The following is a 22,038-nucleotide window of genomic DNA, read 5'->3' as shown; positions in this document are numbered from 1 at the left end:
TTTAATAGTTAGTGATCAAATTTGGGGCGATTCTAGAATGATATTAAGTGTTAAAACAGAGGGCTTGACAGTAAAATTTTTTCTCACATAGTAAGTTCACGGAAAAATGCTGACTCCAGCAATATCTCACTTTGCCAACAATTTATATAAAAGTTGCCGTTTTAGGCACCCTTGACTGCCCACGGGTGTGAGCTTGGGCTTGCCGGCAGTATTGCGGGACTTACAGCGCGATATTTTACAAAATGTTGAAATAGAGCCGGCTTTAACCCTTTGTGGAGTAGCTTTGAGCAAGTAGGGTTTGGTAAGCCAAATGGCCGTTGGTAACGAAGCTCAGGGTCGCAAGTTCATCACAACAGAACCGCTAGAAGCAAGCACAGAAGCCGGTGAACAGAAAGTTTGGGATGCAGTGCGGAGTGCGTTCGCTGATAGAAATTGTATCGGCTATTGGCGCTATCCTCTTTTTTCCAAAGTTGGAGAAACTCGAAAAGAGCCAGATATTCTTATTGCTGATAAAGAATTCAATTTAATCGTAATCGAAGTTTTATCTATAACCCTTGATCAAATTATTGAAATTGACGATAATCTGTGGCAATTTCAGAATTTTTCTACAACAGAAGCGAACCCTTATCAACAAGCTGAAGGTCAACTTAAAGCTTTAATTGCCTACTGTGATCGGGAGACGGCGATTTGTGGCAAAGTTACAGGACGAGCGCTTGTTGCACTGCCTTTGATCACACAAAAAGAATGGCAGGAAAAAGGCTTTGATCAGCTTCCCAATTGCCCTCCTATAATCTTCCAAGAACATTTGAGTGAAACTGGCTTACTGGAACGAATTCAACAAAGCAATCCAGCCATAGCGGGGAGCAATTTAGATGAGCAACAGTGGGAGTTAATGCTGGCAGTGATCGGCGGGACTACCGTGTTAAGAAAACCCTCCCGCACCCTTGGATCTAGCAATAATAAAACTCGCGGTAGCATTATTGCCGCTTTGCAAGAAAAACTTTATGAATTAGATTTTCAACAAGAACATATTGGTAAAGGAATTCCTCCAGGTATTCAGCGGATGCGGGGAATTGCCGGCTCAGGAAAAACAGTTCTGCTGTGTCAAAAAGCAGCGCATATACATTTAAAACATCCAGACTGGGATATTGCCTTAGTATTTTTTACCCGCACCCTTTACGATTTAATGATTGGATCGGTCGATAAATGGTTGCGTCACTTTAGCGGAGGAGATATTCACTATGATCCAAAAACAAATAAAAAGCTGCGAGTGCTTCATGCGTGGGGAGCGAAAGAGCAACCGGGACTTTATAGTACAATTTGTGAATTCCACGGAATTCGACGTAAGACAACAGGAGACACCAGGGAAAAACAGCCTGGACGCGGATTAGCAGACTTGTGCAAACGGTTAGCTGAAGAAATAGAAATTCAACCGCTTTTTGATGCAATTTTGATTGATGAAGGGCAAGATTTAGTTGCTGATGGCGATTTAAAACATCAAGATAAACAAGCAATTTACTGGCTGGCTTATCAAGCATTGCGCCCCGCCGATCCGGAACATCCAGAGCAGCGTCGGTTAATTTGGGCGTATGATGAAGCGCAAAGTTTAGATAGCTTAAAAATTCCCACCACTAAAGAATTGTTTGGTGAAAATATCAGTGGATTATTAACCAAAGGAGGGCAATATCCAGGGGGAATTAAAAAATATGAAGTGATGCGCCGGTGTTATCGCACTCCAGGGCCAATTCTTACAGCAGCTCATGCGATAGGAATGGGATTGCTTCGTCCAGAGGGAATGCTAACAGGAATTACCCGTGCAGAGGACTGGAAAGCAATCGGCTATGAAGTCACCGGCAAGTTTATTTCAGGTCAGAAAATCACGCTTCACCGGCCTCCTCATAATTCGCCAAATCCTATAGGTGAACTGTGGGGAGAACCTGTATTAGAATTTAATACTTATAGCTCTCGCAAAGCAGAAATGAGCGCACTTGCTGAGAAGATTTTGCATAACCTTAGCGAAGACGAACTTAAGCCGAGCCGAGATATTTTAGTTATCGTTTTAGGCGCTAGCGAGGATGCAATTGAGTTAGAAAACCAAGTAGCGAATTTCCTGGTAGAAAAAGGCATTGATATCTATATTCCGACTGCTTTAGAATTAAATGAACTCAAACCTCAATGGCCACATCACGAACCCAATTGTTTTTGGATGGAGGGTGGCGTTACAGTGTCTCGTGTTCCCCGCGCCAAAGGCAATGAGGCAAACATGGTTTATGTGGTTGGCTGTGATAATGTCGCTCGAAATGACAGTGATGTTAGCTTGCGTAACCAGCTATTTATTGCCTTAACACGGGCCAGAGGTTGGGCAAATCTTAGTGGGGTTGGTGACTATCCAATGTATGGGGAAATCCAACAGGTGATGGATAGTGGAGACACTTTTTCATTTACTTATAAGCGCCCCTTAAAACGAGATATTGGTGACAGAGAAGCCGTTTGATCGAGGGTTATAGCAATCTAAGTAAATTGTAATATTTCTAGCGGGCAAGATGCCGGCACTACAAGCTTTTCAAATAAAAGTTTAAATTCCGTTGCCGGTTAAAACCTCTTGAGGCGGTGGACTCGCTTGCCAAATCTTAATCAACTTGTCAAATCCCCCACTGGCAAGCGTTTGCCCATCTGGACTGAATGCCAGGGATTGCACCCAGTCGGAATGGGCGGGAAACTTAACAATTAGCTGCTGAGTGTTTAAATCCCATACCCGGATACCATCATGACCGGCACTTGCTAAGGTTTGCCCGTCTGGGTTCATCGCTAAAGAATCAATTTGGCTGGTATGGTCAAAAAGTGTGTGTATCAGTTCCCCTGTTTGGATATTCCACACTTTAATCGTAGTATCGTAACTGCCGGTAATTAAAGTTTGACTGTCTGGTGTGAAAACAAGCGCACTCACCGGCTGTGTGTGTCCCTTGAGGGTGCCGATGAAGTTGCCGGTGGACAAATCCCACACTTTCACCGTTGCGTCTTTGCTGCCACTCACTAGCAGACGATTGTCGGGACTAATCGCAACTGAATAAAAAATCTCATAGCGCACAAAATCTTGCAAGGGTCGCTGTTTGGTTAAATCCCATAATTTAATCCCATCCAAACCGCCACTAACGAGGGTTTGACCGTTTGGACTAATCGCTAGAGATAAAATATTGCTAGCCGGCTCTAAGAACGTATGATTGAGCTTGCCGGTTTTAAAATTCCAAATATTGAGTAGGGAGTCATCACTGCCGCTGGTGAGTGTTTCACCATCAGGCGCGATTGCTAAAGCCAGCACCCTTGTTTTATGTCCTTTAAGCGTGCGGATTTTTTCCCCTTTTTGCAAGTCCCAAATTCTAATTCTGGGATCTAAACTGCCGCCACCACTAGCAAGTATCTGTCCGTCTGGGCTGAAGGAAAGGGTTTCAACAGTCCCTTTATGATCTTCCAAAATCCGAATCAGTTGCGGACTTTCCCAAGCACTGGGACGCGGGATAATTCGGGAAATTTCCGTGCTGGAAATTAAACTTTTTGTCGTAGCGCTAACCGATGAAGTGTGAGAAATATTAGCAATGCTAACGGCAAGAAAAACGCCTAATAAAATAGTCTTCCATTTAAGAAAATGCAAAATTGAAAATACAGAATGCAAAAGTTTTCTCATCCTTCATTCATCATTATTCGATTGAATGTTCGGACATATTGTTTGAGCAATGAGGTGAGCCGGCGGTTGTTCTTCCCATCCGCTCAGTAACCCTTGCAATTCAGCTTTTAGCATTTCTAACGCGGCAATTTGTTCTGCGATTTCCTCTAATTTAGTTTGCAGCCGGTGTTTAACTTCACCGCAAGGTAACTCTCCGCGATCATGGACGCTTAGAAGTTCTTGAATTTCACTGAGACTGAGTCCTAAAGATTGCGCTCGTTTAATAAATGCGAGCCGGTTCATGATCGCTTCGGTAAACAGCCGGTATCCTGAATCAGAGCGTTCTACGGTAGGAGCCAGCAAACCAATTTCATCGTAGTAGCGAATAGTTTTAACCGGCAACCCTGTGCCGGCGGCGACTTCGCCAATTTTAAGCAATTTGGCGATAGCACGAGTGCCCATAACTGTTATGCCAATAAGATTTGCTCAATGAGCTGATTCAATCTGCAACTCTTGTAATGGGCGGGTTTAACCACAGTGTTAATCACACAGTCAAAATTATCAATAAACCCGCCTTGACCAACGGTTGTATTCTCTATTGAGGACGGCGTTTCTTAGCGGGCGCTAACTGGGGCAACTGAGGGCGGGATGAGCTTGCCGGCAGATAAAGTTCCGGAACTCGTTCTGGTTGTTCAACTTGACTGCGCTGGAATTGCCACCAACGCAGTGCGAGGGCAACGCCTGCCATAGTGAGTCCGAAGGTGAGCAACGATCCGCGAGAGCCGATCCCCCCAATTACAGCATCTACGGCTCCAACCGTAATGATAAAGCTGGTAATGGGTTCTCTACGATAGGCTGACTTCAAAATTCGAGGCCATACAACGTTCATCACAGTCTGCTTGGTTCCTATTTATTTCCGAATCTTAAGACTTACAGTGCCAACAACGCTTTAACGCTTCTAGCTCAACGATACTCTAGCTTAAACTTACACCTTAAAGTGTAGGGAATCTTGACAAAACTTGGATTCCTTCAATCGGTGTTAAGCCAGTAACCCTTCCCGAACCAGCTTCTAAGTGCAAAGACTTGCAGCAACGGCTGCTTGTTTCAGTTTGGGAAGGGTTGCTTGCTTAGCTTACTTAAGTCCAAGCCATTCCAGCAAACCCTGGCCGGTAACATACTCAATGATTACGGTTAGCGCAAAGCCAATCATGGCAGCTCGACCGTTCAAGCGCTCAGCGTAGTCATTAAAACCAAACTTCGGCTCCTCTAGTTTGGGTGTGGTGGTGGGTTGTGGTTGAGTCATGGTTTTGTCGCTTAGTTACAATTCTTTACCTTTTATTGTCTTCCATTGTAGAGATGCTTGGTATCCCGTCAACCACGACTTTGAGGAACTGAATCTAATCAACCTCTTTGATGACCATGACTTCTGTTGCTTTAATCAGGGCTGTCACTTCATCCCCTATCGCAATTTTAAGATTTTCAGCAGACCGGCGCGTGATTACAGCATCGATCAAGTTATCTCCAACTTGAATTGTGACTTCTGCCAGGATATCTCCGAGTTGAATATCCGTCACTCTACCTGTGAGCTGATTGCGCCCGCTAATTTTAATCGTCACCGCCGGCACCTCAAATATCGCCAAACTCTGTCGATAGGATAGCAGCAAACCATGAGCCGGCTGTCATACAGTGAGAGTATTCTCAGCGCAAGTCAGTAACGACATAAGCTAAAAGCATGGGTCATAAAGAGGTGGCAGATGGAAATTGGCGTTCCTAAGGAAACGAAGGATCAGGAGTTTCGTGTCGGCTTGAGTCCGAGCAGCGTTCGGGTATTGTGTGAAAAGGGTCATTCGGTGTTTGTGGAAACCGGCGCGGGTGCCGGTGCCGGCTTGGGGGATGAAGATTATATTCAGGCCGGCGCTAAAATTGTTGGCAGCGCCAAAGACGCTTGGGATCGGGAACTGGTTGTTAAAGTCAAGGAACCGCTGTCGCCAGAGTACCCGTTTCTCCAGAAAGAGCAGTTGCTCTTTACCTATTTGCACCTAGCCGCTGATCGGACTTTGACAGAACATCTGATTGATTCTGGCGTCAGCGCGATCGCTTATGAAACCGTCGAACTGCCAGATAAACGACTGCCTCTACTCACGCCGATGAGCATCATCGCCGGCAGGTTGGCAGTGCAGTTTGGATCAAGATTTTTAGAGCGCCAGCAGGGAGGGCGAGGCGTTCTCTTAGGCGGCGTTCCTGGGGTAATGCCGGGTAAAGTGGTGATTTTAGGTGCTGGTATTGTTGGCACAGAAGCGGCACGAATGGCGGTGGGGATGGGCGCTCAAGTTCAAATTTTGGATATCAACGTTGAGCGGTTAGCCTATCTCGAAACCCTCTTTGGTTCTAGAGTTCAGCTACTTTACAGCCAGCCTTTGCAAGTTGAGTCCCTCGTTCCAGATGCCGACTTGCTGATCGGTGCTGTTTTAGTATTAGGAAGACGCGCGCCGGTGCTTGTGTCTCGAAATCTTGTCGGAAAAATGCGTCCGGGTTCTGTGATTATTGATGTTGCAGTAGATCAGGGTGGCTGTGTGGAAACATTGCGCCCAACTTCTCATACCCATCCCACTTATGTAGAAGAGGGCGTTGTCCACTATGGCGTGCCTAATATGCCTGGGGCGGTTCCCTGGACTGCAACCCAAGCCCTTAATAACAGCACTTTACCTTATGTGCTTAAGTTGGCAAATCAGGGGATCACAGCTTTAGACACTGAGCCGGTTTTGGCAAGTGGGCTAAATGTGCGAAACCACCAGCTCGTGCATCCGGCAGTGCGGGAAGTTTTTCCCGATTTAGCTGCGATGTCCTGAGTCTAAAGCATTTTCTTCTTCTCATGCTGAGTGGTGAGTGCTGAGTGTGGAGCGCTCTATAAACTTATTCAGTCCAAGGGTTTGAGCAATACACTCGGTTACTCCCTCACCACTCAAGACTCACCACTAACCTGCACTCCGGGTAATTGCGTAGGGGGACGCTCAGGTGATAAGTTGCGGGTTAGGGTGAGTTTATAAAGGTCTGCTTTTTGGAAGCATTCATCAAGTCATTTAACTAATCTGTCGGATTTACTATTTGTATTTCTTATATTTCTATAATATCTTTTTAGTCATGTAGTGATGTAGCTTTACAAAATCTTTACAGAGCTTTCGTTCAAAAAAACTACCCATTACTCAGTTATTAATTTTTTTTAAATAACCTATATCTAGTAGCTGTTAAAAATATCCTGTACTTAAGTACAAGTACAAAAATTTAATAATTTTAACTTAAACAATAAAATAAATTGACAGCTTTACTCGTCTGATTAATCCGGATTTCGTTCTATTAATAATGCAAAAAGCACTTTTTTAGACCTTTGTCACGAATAAAATCGCTTACTGTATAAGCATTTCATAGCTTTTAACGTAAAAGATGCTGATTGCTTACAATGAATTTATAGAAATTTATTAAGGCTCTAATTTAAGGCTTAATTATAAGTTATAACCTACCAAAATATTCAGTCTTCATAAGAAAGTTTACAATTTGTATTAATTTTTAATGATAGTTTTTAAGTAAAAATAGAAAAATTACTATGAAAATTACTGCCTTCGTTTTAAAGGGGAAATTATTTTTTCCGGTTTAAATTTATAAAGATTCCGTAAAAATACAGAGATTTTGAGAGTGAATATGTCGAGATGGCTCTATCCTGGGATAAGCGTAACAACAAATCTCAAAAGAACGCGGGCTTAATTCACTAAATATTTGTAACTCAGGGTCAGCCGAGAAAATTGCGAATGCCGGTTAGCATCCCACCCCTGAATTTGTATTGTGTTGGAAGGATAATTACATGAATCTAAAACGCGCTTCTAGCTGGCTTAGCTTAATAACAGGCAGTGCTATCGTGTTTGGTGCAGTACAAGCGCAAGCATATACTTTTAGCCGCAACCTTTACAGACCGAATGACGTTCTGGATTTTAGGGCGCTGGGTTACACATACACCGGTATAAATGTTCCGGGCGGCACAGCAGGTTTACAGGTCAGAAGAAACGCGGCTAGCTTGAGTGCGAATGAGATGTCAAGATTCGTAAATGCTATCCAGACGTTAAAAACAAGAACAGTGAGGGCTGCTAACGGCGTTGTTGTCAGTGAGTATGACCAATTTGTAGCCACCCATTTGGGAGCGATGGATTTAGCCGGTCGTCCTGGGCCAGATGGGCGTCCTTTATTTAATGCAGCGCATGGCAGGGCCGGCTTTTTGCCGTGGCACCGGACGTTTATATATGAATTTGAAAGGGCATTGCAAACAGTAGATCCGACTGTAACCATTCCTTATTGGGATTGGACGGATGCTAATGCCACTCAAAATGTGATTCTTTCCCAAAATTTTATGGGAGGTAATGGGTTTAACGCCAATGGAAACCCTGGGGGGCCGGTTCGGACCGGGCCATTCACAACTGCCAACGGATGGGTTCAGAGAAGTGACTTGAGTGGCGATGTTTGGCTGGGAACCTCCACCGGCACACAGGCACTGACACGCAATTTGGGGAATTTTGCCCCAAGAACTGCAGCGAATCCACGGGGGTTGATCACTGCCGCCCAGGAAGATGCAGCGCTCACTACACCTAGCTACCAGACTTTAAACTCTCGGCTAGAGTTAAACATCCACAACCCCATGCACAACTGGGTGGGAGGCTCTATGAACACGATGGCCTCTAACAACGATCCCATGTTTTATATGCTTCATGCCAACGTTGATCGCCTTTGGGCTAGATGGCAGACTGCTGTTGCGGGTACTGGTCGTTTGAATGGTGCAGAGGCTTATCCTAATAGTTTCCAGGGCTATGGACACAGCCGGCTCGACCCGATGTGGCCTTGGGATCGAGGTCAATCGAAGGTTGCTGCGGACTTAGCCGCCCTAATCCCCGGATTACCGGGTATTGCTCCCACTAATACTAATTTCTCATCGTTCCTGATGGCCAGCGCCCCGGAAGACTTATTCTCAGATACGACCGGCAATGTGTACAATCCTTGGGGCCATCATGCCTATCATGGGGATGAGCCGTGTCCTGACGAAGTAAATATGCCCTGTGATATGCCCTGCCATCAATCAGAAAACGTTCCAGAACCGGCTTCTATATTAGGTCTATTGGCATTTGGGGCATTGGGTGCCGGTCGCTTGCGTAAGGGTAAACAACCACAAAAAGCTTAAAATAACTGCCGGCTAACTCGACCTAAGCTCACTCATCAGTTTGTTAGTTGGCGACCACACACCCTCTATTAAACTTCAACAACCTTCCATACATCACACATGACGTAAAAAAATATTAAGAAAGTCAGTAGTTTTGAACGAGCCGAGTCTTCATGACTCTTTAATAACTGCCCCGTCCCACGCTTACGCTATTTTTAGGGCAGTTTAATCTCCAGCTTGCTCGATTCTGAGCCGGCTCAGATTCGCAATTTATTGAGCCGTTTCCCTGAACTTAAGCACCAATCCGTTAAAAAAAGTTATGTTTCGATAAGCCGGCAGCCATTTAATTGCCCCCTCAGTGGAAAAATTAAATGGGGGCTTGTTTTATACAAAAAAATTCTGCCATTTTGGCAACAAAATGGGGAAGTATGAGTTTATTGTTAAATGCATAGATAACATAAAAGGTCAAGGCCCCTGAGATTGGGCGTTCCAGAGCCTTTGCGCTCGTCAAAACTCCAAAAAACAGCTCTCTCGGACTTGCCAATTTAACCAACTAAACATAGTTGCTAATCCTGTTGAGAAGAAATGTGTGGCAACTTTCAACAGGAGAGGCTTTGCGTTGAGTGAAGCAAAACTACTAGCGTCATTCAGCGAAGCAGGATATTGGAACTTATCGCCTAGGCGCTAGCTAAGCAATCTTCGCTTAGCACGACCGGCGCTTTAACGTATTAATACATTAATTTTGCGCTTTTCATCGAGGTAATTTTATGGCTTTCAAACAAACTTTCACCTGGATCGGCTTAGTCGCCGGCACTGTTGTAGCTTTTTGTGCGAATCCTGCTCAAGCCTATACTTTTTCTAGAAGCCTTGTTAGACCGGCAGACGTTATAGATTTCACAAACCTGGGCTACAGATATGACACCATGCCCAACTCTGGGAATACCAGTGGAACTTTGCAGGTGAGAACAAATGCCGCGACGATGACCCAGACTGAGATAGATCGGTTCGTCAATGCCGTCGTCACGTTAAAAACCCAAAGATTTGTTACCACCCCTAACGGCGTTCGCATCAGCGAGTATGACCAGTTTGTGGCCACCCATTTAGCAACAATGGATATGACGGGCCGGCGAGCTCCAAATGGCACAACATTAGTGAATGGCGCTCATGGCAATGCGGCATTTCTACCCTGGCACCGGCAGTTTTTAGATGAATTTGAAAGAGCCTTACAAACAGTAGATCCCAGCGTGACAATTCCTTACTGGGATTCGACGAATCAAAGCGCCACACGAAACATTATTTTTCAAAATAACTTTATGGGTCCCAATGGCGGGGCTGGGGGTGTCGGAGGCGGAACAGTTCAGTCTGGGCCTTTCTCCCGCGCCAATGGATGGGTGTTAAGAAGAGACTTGAGCAATACCCTTAACAGGGGCGCGTGGACAGGACTATCCACCGGCACACCGCGAGACCTCACGCGCAATCTGGGTGCTTTAACCAGCTTAACCACACAAACTCAGGTAAATGGTGCACTTGCCCAGACGACTTATAACGCATTTCGCTCGCGCCTAGAAACCGGCACCGGGCTGCACAACAGTATGCACAATTGGATCGGAGGTACGATGGGCTTTCAACATTCTCCCAACGATCCGATGTTCTGGCTGCATCATGCCAATGTGGATCGCCTTTGGGGACAATGGCAGCTGAACGGACGCTGGGGTAACAGTTTTTATCCCTCCAGTGGTCAGCCTTATGGACACAACCTGCTTGACCCAATGTTCCCCTGGAACACAGCAAACATTCCCATCGCCAATGATTTGAGAGATTTAATGCCCGGTTTGCCGGGAGTTACCGCAACGGCTACTCCTACAGATTCGTCTCTATTTATGATGGCCAACGCCCCATCAGATTTGTCGGACAACACAATCGAACAAAGTCAAAACGGTTATATGTACAACCCTTGGGGCCACATGGCATATCACGGAGATGGGACTGAACCGTGTCCTGACGAGATCGCTATGCCCTGCGATATGCCTTGCCATCAATCAGAACACGTCCCTGAACCTTCTGTCGCCTTAGGGTTGCTGGCCTTTGGAGCCTTGGGTGCCGGCTCTCAGTTCAAGCGCAAACGTAAGGCATTGGCGAAGGCAAATAGCTAATAGCCAATCGCTCAGTGTGATCAACACTGAGCAATTAACTCTTTGCCATCTAAGCTTTTTTACGAGTTGTTTTGCGGGTTGTTGACTTCTGGCCGGCAGCCTTTGTTTTGGTCGCGCTACTCGATTTCGAGCCACTCGATTTAGACGAACTCTTGCCAGATGAAGCCTTCGCCGCCAACAGTTCCACCGCCTCTGCCAGCGTCAAATTATCTACAGATTGGTCTTCGGGTACAGAAGCATTGGTTTTCCCGTGCTTCACATACGGCCCATACGGCCCATCGTAGACATTCACCGGCTCCCCATCGGCTGGGTGCTGGCCGAGTTCTCGCAAAGCTGCCTTCGTCTTGCTTCGGGTGCCGCGCCCGCCCTTCTTCGGTTCCAAAAGTAGTTCTAATGCACGTTTAAGCTCAATAGTCAAGACATCGTCACCGGCTTTCAGGGAACGGTAATCTTTTCCTTCCTTGCCTTGGTCATGCACGACATAAGGGCCAAACCGCCCCAGACTCGTTTGGATTTTACCGCCGGTTTCTGGATGGGTTCCCAAGGTGCGCGGCAGGGAAAGCAATCCCACTGCCATTTCTAGCGTTACGTCTTCCGGCTTCACGCCTTTGGGCAAAGAGGCGCGTTTGGGCTTCTTGTTCTCCTCAGAAACTTCACCCAATTCCACATAAGGGCCGTAAGTGCCGATTTTGAGGTAAATCAATTCGCCCGTTAAGGGATGCCGGCCTACTTCATCCGGGCCTTCAGTTTTTTGGCGCAGCAGCACCTCGACCTTCTGTGGATCTAAGTCTGCCGGTGTCAAATCTTTGGGGATCGAGGCAGTCACCGGCCCATTGCCATTTTCCACTTCAATGTAGGGGCCAAAACGCCCGATCCGCACTTTAGCCGCTAAGTTCTCCAGTTCCACCGTCCGCGCTTCACTGGGGTCGATCTGGTTTTCCCGTTCTTTAACTTGGGTTTCTAAACCCTTTTGGCCCAGGAAGAATTCGTGCAAATAGGGCAGCCATTTCGCTTCGCCGGTGGAAATGTCATCCAGGGTTTGTTCCATGCGGGAGGTAAAGCGGGTGTCTACCAATTCGGGAAAGTGTTTTTCCAGCAAGCTAGTGACTGCAAACGCTGTGAACGTGGGAATCAGGGCATTGCTGATGAGTTGGGAGTAGCCGCGATCAATAATGGTGCCAATAATGCTGGCGTAGGTGCTGGGACGCCCGATGCCTTCACTTTCCAGGGTTTTTACCAAAGAAGCTTCCGTGAAACGTGCCGGCGGCTGGGTTTCGTGACCGATCGCTTCTAGATCGCGGCATTTGGGGCGATCTCCGACTTTGAGGGCCGGCAGAATCACTTCTTGATCTTCAATGGCGGCGTCGGGATCGTCGGAACCTTCCACATAAGCCCGCAAGAAACCAGGGAAGTCGATGCGCTTGCCACTAGAACGAAAGCCGGCATCTTCGACTTGCATTTCTACGGTGATGTGAGTTTGGCGCGAGTCTGCCATTTGGGAGGCGACGGTGCGTTTCCAAATTAGATCATACAGTTGCAGTTCTCGACCGGCTAAACCAGTTTGTTGCGGGGTACGGAAACTGCTGCCGGCAGGACGAATGGCTTCGTGGGCTTCTTGTGCACCTTTGCTCTTAGTCGTATATTGCCGAGGTTGCGGGCTGAGATACTGCTTACCGTACATTTCCTCAACACAACTCCGTGCCGCCGTGATCGCCTGGTCAGATAAATGCACTGAGTCTGTCCGCATATAGGTAATATACCCTTGCTCGTACAGACTTTGAGCGGTTCGCATCGTATCGCGGGCAGACATCCGCAGTTTGCGGTTCGCTTCTTGTTGCAGGGTTGACGTGGTAAACGGAGGGGCCGGCTTACGAGTGACAGGGCGTTCTTCTAAGTTAGAGACTGTCCAGGTTTTGCCGAATAGTCTATCTTGTAATGCTCTCGCCTCGGCTTCGTTGAGCAAAACCACCCGACGACCGGCAATAATTTGACCTGTAGCTTCATCAAAATCGCTGCCGGTGGCTAACTTGGTGCCGGCTAACGTGACCATTTTGGCATCAAAAGGCGTTTTTTCGTGGGTCAAAGTCGCTTTCAGATCCCAGTAGCTGCCTTGGCGGAAAGCGCGGCGCTGACGTTCCCGCTGCACCAAAAGCCGCACAGCAACCGACTGAACTCGCCCTGCAGACAACCCAGAGGCAATTTTTTTCCACAGTAGGGGAGACAGGGTATATCCCACAAGCCGGTCTAAAATTCGCCGCGTTTCTTGGGCGCGTACCAACTGCTCATCTATGTTGCGGCAGTTTTTCAAGGCTTCGCGGATCGCCTCTTGCGTGATTTCGTGAAACACCATCCGCTTGGTGGGCACTTTGGGTTTTAGCAATTGCAACAAATGCCAACTAATGCTTTCCCCTTCTCGGTCTTCGTCTGTGGCTAAAATCAGTTCATCCGCATCTTTCAGCGCATCTTTGAGCTGCTTGACTATTTTCTTTTTGTCTTTGGGGACAACATACAAGGGTTCAAAGTCGGCGTCCACGTTCACCCCAAGCTGCGCCCATTTTTCTCCCTTAACAGCTTCGGGAATTTCTTCGGCAGACGACGGGAGATCGCGCACATGACCCATTGACGCTTCCACGCGATAGGTGGAAGGCAGGTAATTACGGATGGTGCGTGCTTTGGTGGGAGATTCGACGATAACTAGGGTTGACATGGCACCTTCTTTGGATAGCAGCTTGGCTAGAGAGTCAACTTGAGAGATTTTGGGCGAAATGTCAAGGGTGACTTTTTAAATATTAGGACTTCTGGGCCGACTGTGATGGCACAAGTGCCCTGGCCGTGCCCTTGGGTTCTGGGCGATTATAGAATTACCTTATTCTCTTTATATCCAATATGTAAGTGTTGCCGGCAGACGGGTTTCTCGCTTTAGTGGGTTTCTTCAAATACACATAATTTACTTAAAAAGTCAAGTTTTTTTGTTGTGCAGCGAGTTTTTTTGGGTGCGAGGCCGGCTGTAGTGGTGCGTTTGCATCAGAGTGCAGGGTTCCTGGGTTATGAGCCGGCAACGTTGGGTTATTTACACTTTGTATGACAATCGTCCTATATCAGTGCTCGTGGTGCGGCTGTAACAGGAGATTCACAAGCTGTTCTGTATTTAAGTGAATTTTAATAAAAATTAAAGGGGTGCATCACACATTGACAAAAATATTTGTTGTGGGAGCATCTTGCTTCCTGATATGACAAAAATATTAGATCATCTTGCTGGTACAGATGGCAGCAAACAGGCAAGATGTCCGCACTAAAAATTGACAGAAATGAAATATTTTAAATTCAGTTAACCTCTTTAAAAATAAGAAGTATGAAAAATAAAAAAGGATATTTTTAGGTAGAGTAAATATAGATCAGAAGTAATTTGTTTCCCTTTAAATCTTTATTTTATAGCGTCTCTAATTGATTTATATTTTTTGCTCCAAGATGTTTCAACCAACCTTTTTAGAAGGCGAATCCCCGCTTAAATTTTAATTATAAGCGCTATCTGCGTGTATGCCTGCCTGCCGGCATGATACGCAATCATCTGTAGTTTTTTAAACAAAAATCTCAACCGCCATAAGGAAGTTTATTGAGATTGCGCCGGCGGGAAAAGTCCCTCACGCAGCCGATCAAAACCCGGACGATCAAGTTGCGACCAAGCAAACAACCCGACAACCCCGATTCCCAATAATACGCCTAACACCACCACAACGCGCACCAAACTTTTTTGACGTTTCGGGGGTTGTGCTTGAACTGACACCGTTTGCTCACCGGCTGCCGGTTCATCATAAAGAAGCGCTTTAGAAGCCTCTGAAAGTTCAGACTCCACCGGCTTGTTTAAAGTCGGGATTTGCACCGTCTCAAAAAGTACCAACGGTTCAGGAGAGAACCGGCAGTGAGCCAGAACCACCGATGTATTATCATGACCATTCTTATCATTCGCCAGATCAATCAAAGCCTGGACTGCCGCCTCAAGAGGCATTTCACCCTTAAGCACAGCCGGCGCGTAATTCGCCCAAGCTAGCTCCACCCAGTCATTATCACTCAAGCCATCCGAACACAACAGCAGCAAGCCATCTTCTTCCACAATGAACCGCCGGATGTTCGGACGCAGAAACTCAGCATCCCGCGTTCCCAACGCTTGAGTCAGCGCACCGGCATCCGAGCGCTCTAGTGCCTCCCGATACAGACAACGTCCCAAGCGGACTTCCCGAACCGATACATCATCATCTACAGTCAACCGCTGACAATAATCGCCGGTGATCCAATAGGCGCGACTATCCCCCACATGAGCGATATAAAGCTCATGAGCATTTCCAAACTCCACCCCATCTGCCGTCCTGACTTTTTGCGGTAGCTGCAAAGCCATCACCAGTGTCGTTCCCATGCGCTGCCGTGATGAGCGACCCTGAGCATCATTCTGAGCAGCAATCGTATTATTGATCACCCGAATGCTTTCTTCCAGTTGCTGCATCACCACATCGGGAGACGTGATATCCGCTGCCTCAGCCGTATCTGCCAGCAAAGTCTGTACCAGGGGCTTCAGGGAGTGCACCGCCGACTGACTGGCCACTTCACCCCCCTCATGGCCCCCAACTCCATCACAAACTACGAAGAAATGAGGAATTAACTGGTTATTGGACGGAATATTTCGCGCTTTTACATCCGCCGTTGTGGGATAACAGGTGTCTTCATTGTGTTCACGGATCGGGCCGGTATCTGTAGCGCCGGCAACCCGCACACGTAAGGGTAACTGGGCTGCTTGTTCTAGTAATAGCTGATTAAGTTGCGCTGAGATATCTTCCAGCGTTGCATGACCGCGCCGCATCATCTCGCAAATTTCTTTCAGTTGGTCGGCAACTTGCGGCTGTGCCCCAGAAATCCAACTCAACCAATAGTATCCCAAATCTTTTAGGCGCATCTTAGAGAGCGCCTTCGTTTTGCCGGTGCCGGTGTCATCGAGATAAAGTTCTTGCAACCACACGCGCCAACCTTCAACCCGGATATTATCTGGAGCCAGCAAACTCGCTGTCACCCCCTGTTCTGATAGGGGCGTCCAAAGTTGCAGAATTTGCCACAGCCAGTAAACCTGGCGCACCGCCGATGCAGTGGGCCACGCTTCTACCACAGAAGGATACAAGTTTCCCACCGGATCAACCGGCACATTTTCCAATAGGAGAATCTGAGTTGTCTCTGATCCCTCCCCAACTTCGGCAAACCCGTACACCTCTGGAACATGGAGCCGGTGAGGATATAAATGTAAGTAAGGGAGAATTGCCTCAGGAAAATCTTGGGGAACATAGGGTTGCTGTGCCGGCTGAGTGTCCAGCCAGATTTGCGGTGCAACCACACAGTAGCGGTTGTGAATGACTTGGCCAGTGGCCACCTGACCTGCCTCTGGGCCAACTGCCCAAAGATAGCGATACACCAGAGGCGTTTGGCAACTCGCACAGACTTGACCCCCAAGAGAATTGTGGGGATTCGCGCAAGCGGGATTAATACAGTAAATGGCCGGCTCTGAACTGCTCATGCGTCCCAGAAGTTTCTACAGAAACACTTTTAAGTTAAGTTGATCAAGATAGCGAATCACTGAAAGCTAGCATAGACTGAAAAAGCTACCTCTAAATTTTCAATCACCTAGCTTAATTAAAAATTACCGGCATTGATTGGCGAGCGATAACCCTTGGCCATTGCAATCAAGCTGAACCCATCGAATTAGCCTTGATCAATCAGCTCAAGCACATTTATTTTGCTATTTTAGGCGAAAGAGCGAAATCTTGAATTCCTCTCTTCCTCTTCCCTTTTCCTCCTCTCCCACCTATCTAAATAGAAAAATTAAATGCGTCGCAGCTTACCCCCTCTGGAGAGTCCGGTCTGTCAATAGGTTTGAGTGTGATTTGGTTAATTCCGCAGGTGGCAGCAACAGCATCACCTCCATCGGTTTTATCTATGTTATTGACTTCAACAATACTTTGGTTACTGGCAGGGGCGGTTCTTTGCCTGATGGAGCTATTTTTCCCCACCGCCTTTGTGGAATTTACAATGGGACTGAGCGCCTTTGCCGTCGCGCTTGTCTCCCTGACTGGGTTGAATATGAGCTTGCAGATCGGGCTGTGGATGGTACTTTCGCTGGTTTTAGTGTTTCTGTCCAGACGGCTGCTGCCCAACCGCAAGGTGCCTACCATCGAGGATGCGAAGGAAGCGGAAACTCTGACAGAGATTTTACCCGGACAGGCCGGTCGAGTGATTTATGAAGGTAATTCTTGGCGTGCCCGGTGTGAAGATTACCAGATGGCCATTGCGCCGAACCAAAAAGTTCTGGTAGTCAGACGTGAAGGCAACACTCTGATTGTAGTCCCAGAACATCTCCTGCATTCCTAAATTACACTCATTCAAGTTGTATCTACTTTTATGGGAATTTTTGGGTCAGGAAACCCGCTCACTGTGATGCCACATAACCTCCTAAATTCCTAGGCTCAACCTGTTTCAAAATTCAAATGCAAGAGGTTCAAAATGGAACAGCTATTTCTTATGGTATTTTTGGCTCTCGGTGGTTCTGCACTTGCCGGCTCGGTCAAAATTATCAATCAAGGTAACGCAGCCTTGGTAGAAACGTTGGGTAAATATAACGGTAAAAAACTCGAACCCGGTCTTAATTTTGTTACCCCATTTTTAGATCGCGTCGTTTACCAGCAAACAATTCGGGAAAAAGTCTTAGACATTCCACCGCAGCAGTGTATTACCCGTGACAACGTTTCCATCACGGTTGATGCAGTCGTTTACTGGCGGATCATGGATTTGGAGAAAGCCTATTACAAAGTAGAAAATCTTCAGTCAGCAATGGTGAATTTGGTATTGACTCAAATTCGCGCAGAAATGGGGCAACTCGAACTCGATCAAACGTTTACCGCCCGTTCGCAAATCAATGAATTGTTGCTGCGGGATTTAGACATTGCCACTGATCCTTGGGGAGTGAAGGTGACGCGGGTAGAACTGCGCGATATTATCCCTTCCAAAACCGTGCAGGAATCGATGGAATTGCAAATGTCAGCAGATCGGCGCAAACGGGCAGCAATTCTGACGTCTGAAGGGGAACGGGAATCTGCCGTGAACAGCGCTAGAGGCAAGGCTGAGGCGCTAGAACTCGACGCACAAGCCCGCAAAAAGGCGGCGGTTCTGGATGCAGAAGCTCAGCAGCAGGCCATCATACTTAAAGCCCAAGCAGAACGCCAACAGCAAGTGCTGAAGGCGCAAGCCACATCTGAGGCGCTGCAAATTATTGCTAAAACCCTCAAGTCTGATCCCAGCGCCCGTGAAGCGCTGCAATTCTTACTCGCTCAGAATTATCTAGATATGGGCGTGAAAATTGGCAGCAGCGACAGCAGCAAGGTGATGTTTATGGACCCGCGCAGTATCCCAGCAACGTTTGAGGGGATTCGCTCAATTGTTGGAGAGCACGTAGAAACTAGGGAATAGGGGCATGGGGCATGGGGCATGGGGCATTGGGCATTGGGCAAGGCTTCGCCAACAAGAACGGTATGGGCATAGCGCATTGGGCATGGGGCATTAGGAATAGTTCATAACTAATACAGAATGCTCAGCCCTTCTCCCCCTAGTCCCATGCCCCTAAAATAGTGCCTTAAAATTCTGTGCCGGTGACTTGAACCGGCTGGCATTGGTCGCACAGCCCAAAAAATTCTAAGGTATGGTAAAAAACTTTGAAGTGGTGGGACTGTTGGAGCTGGGTTTCGAGCTGATGAACGGGGCATTCGTCAATCGGAATGGATGTGCCGCACTGCAAACAGGTGAGGTGGTGCTGATCTTGCTGCACGCAGCCGTAGAGGGATTCGCCGTTGGCTAAGGTTCGCACCTGAACAACCCCTTCTAGTTTTAAGGATTCTAAGGCACGATAAACGGTGGCTAGCCCCACGCCTTGGCTGCGGTTGCGTAGCTCTACATAAATATCTTGAGCTGAAACGGCTTGTTGTAAGTTCTTGAGCAGGTTCAGAATGCGTTCCTGACTGCGGGTGCGAGGGGCTTTCATGATAATGGGTGCTTTATCTGTTCTGGTCAAATTAGGGGCTTTTTCTAGGCTAACTCAGGGGGTTGACAAGTATGGCTGGGTTTGGTAAATTCGCCCCGGCCAACACCCACAAAAAAATTGATAAAACTGAACGGCTCTCGGTTTTAAAATAGAGAAATGGTGACATCGGCTTTGTCTATAAAATTTAGGGCTTTATTGTGACTCAAACCTATCACGCTCAAATCTATGTTACTCTTCGCCCTTCGGTCTTAGACCCGGCTGGTGTGGCTGTGCAGTCTGGCTTAAAGCATTTAGGATATGACAATGTGGGGCGAGTCCGCATTGGTAAGTATGTTGAGCTGACGCTCTCGTGTGCCGGCGAGGATGAGGCACGCCAGCAGTTGGAGCAAATTTGCGATCAGTTACTCGCCAATCCGGTGATTGAAAATTATCGGTTTGAGTTAACTGAGATCGCGGTGCCGGCGGAAACGAGTGTTTAAGTTTCTGGGTTTTAGCGTGTGGGGCATTTCTCGCTCACGCCTCTAGGAATAGGGAAAGTCAGGTAATCATTAGCCGGATTAGGTTATGAAATTTGGGGTTGTTGTTTTTCCGGGTTCAAATTGCGATCGCGATGTGGTTTGGGTGACTCAAGGGATTCTTGGCCAACCGACGCGCACGATCTGGCATGAAGAGACGGATCTTTCTGATATTGATGTGGTGGTGATTCCTGGCGGCTTCAGCTACGGGGATTATTTGCGGTGCGGGGCGATCGCTCGTTTTTCGCCGGTGATGCGGGAGGTAGTGAAGCACGCATCTGAAGGGAAGTTTGTCATGGGAATTTGCAATGGTTTCCAAGTGCTGACGGAGGCGGGACTTTTGCCAGGGGCGCTGACTCGGAATCAGGATTTGCATTTTATTTGTGATCGGGTGCCGGTTAAGGTTGAGCGCACCGGCACCCCTTGGACATCTGCTTATGCAGTGGGTGAGGTGATTGAGTTGCCTATCGCTCACGGTGAGGGCCGGTATTATGCTGATGCGGATACGCTGGCTCAGTTGGAGGATAATGGCCAAATCTTGTTCCGTTATTGCACGGCAGCCGGTGAGGTGAGCAAGGCCGGCAATAGCAATGGTTCTTTAAATAATATTGCGGGAATTTGCAATCAGAAGGGAAATGTGTTGGGAATGATGCCCCATCCAGAGCGGGCATCTGATCCAATGGTGGGAGGTACAGATGGGGTGGGGCTGTTTGAGGGTTTGTTAGCCTCGGCGGTGCGCTTGCGGGTGGCCTCTCGGCCCTAGCCTACTCATCGCCTTGTTGCGCTAAGGGGATTTTTATTGCTCTCGATTGATTTCAGCTTGGATGAAAGGCTAGGGTTCGCCTGAAAGACCTTGGGGGGTTCCCCCCAAACCCCCCATTGGGGAGGCAGTATCCTATGTGCTGTGCCATCCCCATAACTGCCGTTGACGGTTGCGTCCCCCAAACCCCCTCCAAAAGGGTTGATCTGTTGAGCGTCTTGACCCTGTAAGGCGATGGGGATTGGGTTATGAGGACTTGAAATCCCAGAGAGAAGGCTGTTAGGAAGGCTTATTCCCAATTCTCTTTTTGCTTTACCTATAATCAAGATTGACTGTAGTGCCACAGGGAATTCTGTGAGCTGGCTAATTTCAGTATTAGCTTACAAGATATTAAGCGCTCAATCTGCGCTAACTTGCCGGCGGGAGAAAAGGGTGGCAACATTTCCTGTCAACGTCTTTTGGTCGGCGGGATTGCAGTAATGTTGACATCCTTTGCTGGTTTTGCGGGTTTGTGGGTTTTAGGGAAAGTGTACAACAAGCAGCTGATTACCCTTGAAGAGAGGGGTTGCCTCAACTGTGTTGCAAACCTCTGCAAATATGAGAAATATCCTAAAAATAGAAAGATAGAAAACTTAATCGTTAAAATGAGTAGTGGGCTGTTGTGTTCGTGGCTGCCGGCTCGCGGTGCGAGTGTTTTAATGCTTTTAATAGTGACAAACCATTAAGCAATCGTTACTTTAACCAAAAATTGGGCATTCTGAAAATGTCTACAGCAGACGGTGATGAAAATAGACTCGGATATTAGCAGATGAGGCAAGCGCTTGCGGGACAGCACTTAAACCCAAATAAAAAGCCGGCGAATACAGCAGCCTCAATCGTTTACACGAACCGTCTCAGGTAGGTTTCCATAGATCCACACTCAGGAGAGAAATATATGCCGTCTACAAGTAGTAACTCGAAACCAACCATTATGGCTGTGGATGATAGTGTTGTGATGCACAACCTGGTCAAACGCGCGTTGGAAGAGGATTATCGGGTTTTAGTGGCAGATAATGCAGTGGATGCGCTGTCTTTGATTTACCACGAACCCATATCAGTTTTGTTGCTGGATGTTTCTATGCCGGGAATTGATGGTTTGGAACTTTGTCGCACGGTGCGGAATTTACCTCAATTTCAAAAGTTGCCAATCATTATGTTGACTGCACGAGATGGAATGTTTGACAAAGTACAAGGACGCCTTGCCGGCGCAACAGAGTATTTAACTAAGCCCTTTGAGGCAGAGCAGCTGTGTCAGGTGGTTAAAAAATTTACGGAAGCTTTGGTGCCGCCTGATGTGAAACCAACGTTCTAAAATTCGGTTTCACGTCTAATTTAAGCGACTTTGAATCGCTTCGAGTAGGCTCTAAGTGCGGAAACGCTATTGAGCGGGTTCTGTGTTCGCTTCGCCGGCACAGATTTTTCATAAATGCGGGTATTTATAAGTTTAATATAAAGATTTTTGGAGGAGGTTATATTTAATTGTAAAATAAGAAAAGAACTTTTAGATGTTCTTTCAAAATTAACCTGTCGATTTTGAACAAGTTGCGCGAGAGTGAAATATTAAAAATGAAAAAACATTGAAACTGAATTTCGTAAAATTGCGGAAATTAATTTTTCTAAGAACAGAAGTTATCTCAAAATAACT

At 47.1% G+C, this 22,038-nt stretch carries 17 protein-coding genes; 9 read left to right on the top strand and 8 right to left on the bottom strand.

Features of this window, described 5'->3' with window-relative positions; genetic code table 11:
• The first annotated feature begins 310 nt into the window (after positions 1 to 310).
• Positions 311 to 2,494: a nuclease-related domain-containing DEAD/DEAH box helicase gene (locus H6F73_RS15235; RefSeq protein ID WP_190759530.1), complete on the top strand. Its 2,184-nt coding sequence runs from the start codon at positions 311 to 313 to the stop codon at positions 2,492 to 2,494.
• Positions 2,495 to 2,575: 81 nt separating this feature from the next.
• On the opposite strand, the gene H6F73_RS15230 is transcribed toward H6F73_RS15235, so the two are convergent.
• From H6F73_RS15230 to H6F73_RS15210, 5 genes are all read right to left on the bottom strand, one after another.
• Positions 2,576 to 3,682 carry a WD40 repeat domain-containing protein gene (locus tag H6F73_RS15230; RefSeq protein WP_190759529.1) on the bottom strand — a complete coding sequence of 369 codons (1,107 nt, stop codon included), beginning with the start codon at positions 3,680 to 3,682 and terminating at the stop codon, positions 2,576 to 2,578.
• Between the two features lie 3 nt (positions 3,683 to 3,685).
• Positions 3,686 to 4,123: a heavy metal-responsive transcriptional regulator gene (locus H6F73_RS15225; protein ID WP_190759528.1), complete on the bottom strand. Its 438-nt coding sequence runs from the start codon at positions 4,121 to 4,123 to the stop codon at positions 3,686 to 3,688.
• 133 nt (positions 4,124 to 4,256) lie between these two features.
• Positions 4,257 to 4,550, bottom strand: coding sequence for a hypothetical protein (locus H6F73_RS15220; RefSeq protein WP_190669450.1), 294 nt, complete (start codon positions 4,548 to 4,550; stop codon positions 4,257 to 4,259).
• Positions 4,551 to 4,793: 243 nt separating this feature from the next.
• A complete protein-coding gene (locus H6F73_RS15215) occupies positions 4,794 to 4,964 on the bottom strand; it encodes a hypothetical protein (RefSeq protein WP_190669447.1) in 171 nt (56 codons plus the stop codon).
• 94 nt (positions 4,965 to 5,058) lie between these two features.
• Positions 5,059 to 5,325, bottom strand: a complete 267-nt coding sequence (locus H6F73_RS15210; RefSeq protein ID WP_242072451.1) for a TOBE domain-containing protein — start codon at positions 5,323 to 5,325, stop codon at positions 5,059 to 5,061.
• Positions 5,326 to 5,415: 90 nt separating this feature from the next.
• Here H6F73_RS15210 and ald point away from each other — a divergent pair, with 90 nt between their 5' ends.
• The 3 genes from ald to H6F73_RS15195 all read left to right on the top strand — a co-directional run bounded on the left by ald (position 5,416) and on the right by H6F73_RS15195 (position 11,011).
• Entirely contained in the window at positions 5,416 to 6,510 is a 1,095-nt protein-coding gene (gene ald, locus H6F73_RS15205) for an alanine dehydrogenase (protein WP_190759527.1), read from the top strand.
• Positions 6,511 to 7,742: 1,232 nt separating this feature from the next.
• A complete protein-coding gene (locus tag H6F73_RS15200) occupies positions 7,743 to 8,879 on the top strand; it encodes a tyrosinase family protein (protein WP_190759526.1) in 1,137 nt (378 codons plus the stop codon).
• Positions 8,880 to 9,625: 746 nt separating this feature from the next.
• Positions 9,626 to 11,011 (top strand): tyrosinase family protein, encoded by a 1,386-nt coding sequence (locus H6F73_RS15195; RefSeq protein ID WP_190759525.1) that lies wholly within the window; start codon positions 9,626 to 9,628, stop codon positions 11,009 to 11,011.
• Positions 11,012 to 11,060: 49 nt separating this feature from the next.
• Here H6F73_RS15195 and topA read toward each other — a convergent pair whose 3' ends face one another.
• Together topA and H6F73_RS15185 are read right to left on the bottom strand one after the other, a co-directional pair.
• Positions 11,061 to 13,718: a type I DNA topoisomerase gene (gene topA / locus H6F73_RS15190; protein WP_190759524.1), complete on the bottom strand. Its 2,658-nt coding sequence runs from the start codon at positions 13,716 to 13,718 to the stop codon at positions 11,061 to 11,063.
• A gap of 903 nt (positions 13,719 to 14,621) precedes the next feature.
• The gene (locus H6F73_RS15185; RefSeq protein ID WP_190759523.1) at positions 14,622 to 16,565 is read right to left on the bottom strand and encodes a protein phosphatase 2C domain-containing protein; all 1,944 of its coding nucleotides are present in this window, start codon (positions 16,563 to 16,565) and stop codon (positions 14,622 to 14,624) included.
• A 419-nt stretch (positions 16,566 to 16,984) separates the two neighbouring features.
• Between H6F73_RS15185 and H6F73_RS15180 the strand changes: the two genes are divergently transcribed.
• The gene (locus tag H6F73_RS15180; protein WP_190759522.1) at positions 16,985 to 17,416 is read left to right on the top strand and encodes an NfeD family protein; all 432 of its coding nucleotides are present in this window, start codon (positions 16,985 to 16,987) and stop codon (positions 17,414 to 17,416) included.
• Positions 17,417 to 17,548: 132 nt separating this feature from the next.
• Positions 17,549 to 18,511 (top strand): SPFH domain-containing protein, encoded by a 963-nt coding sequence (locus H6F73_RS15175; protein ID WP_190759521.1) that lies wholly within the window; start codon positions 17,549 to 17,551, stop codon positions 18,509 to 18,511.
• 163 nt (positions 18,512 to 18,674) lie between these two features.
• Here the strand turns inward: H6F73_RS15175 and H6F73_RS15170 are convergent, their stop codons facing one another.
• Positions 18,675 to 19,079, bottom strand: a complete 405-nt coding sequence (locus H6F73_RS15170; protein WP_190759520.1) for a Fur family transcriptional regulator — start codon at positions 19,077 to 19,079, stop codon at positions 18,675 to 18,677.
• Between the two features lie 197 nt (positions 19,080 to 19,276).
• Between H6F73_RS15170 and purS the strand changes: the two genes are divergently transcribed.
• The 3 genes from purS to H6F73_RS15155 all read left to right on the top strand — a co-directional run bounded on the left by purS (position 19,277) and on the right by H6F73_RS15155 (position 21,705).
• A complete protein-coding gene (purS, locus tag H6F73_RS15165) occupies positions 19,277 to 19,558 on the top strand; it encodes a phosphoribosylformylglycinamidine synthase subunit PurS (RefSeq protein ID WP_190759519.1) in 282 nt (93 codons plus the stop codon).
• 85 nt (positions 19,559 to 19,643) lie between these two features.
• Entirely contained in the window at positions 19,644 to 20,357 is a 714-nt protein-coding gene (gene purQ / locus H6F73_RS15160) for a phosphoribosylformylglycinamidine synthase subunit PurQ (protein ID WP_190759518.1), read from the top strand.
• A 931-nt stretch (positions 20,358 to 21,288) separates the two neighbouring features.
• A complete protein-coding gene (locus tag H6F73_RS15155) occupies positions 21,289 to 21,705 on the top strand; it encodes a response regulator (RefSeq protein ID WP_190759517.1) in 417 nt (138 codons plus the stop codon).
• The last annotated feature ends 333 nt before the right edge of the window (positions 21,706 to 22,038 follow it).

Source organism: Microcoleus sp. FACHB-68, assembly GCF_014695715.1.
In the GTDB taxonomy this organism is placed as follows: Bacteria; Cyanobacteriota; Cyanobacteriia; order Cyanobacteriales; family Oscillatoriaceae; genus FACHB-68.
The sequence above is the reverse complement of the archived record's forward strand: the minus strand, read 5'-3'. Positions and strand labels throughout refer to the sequence as shown.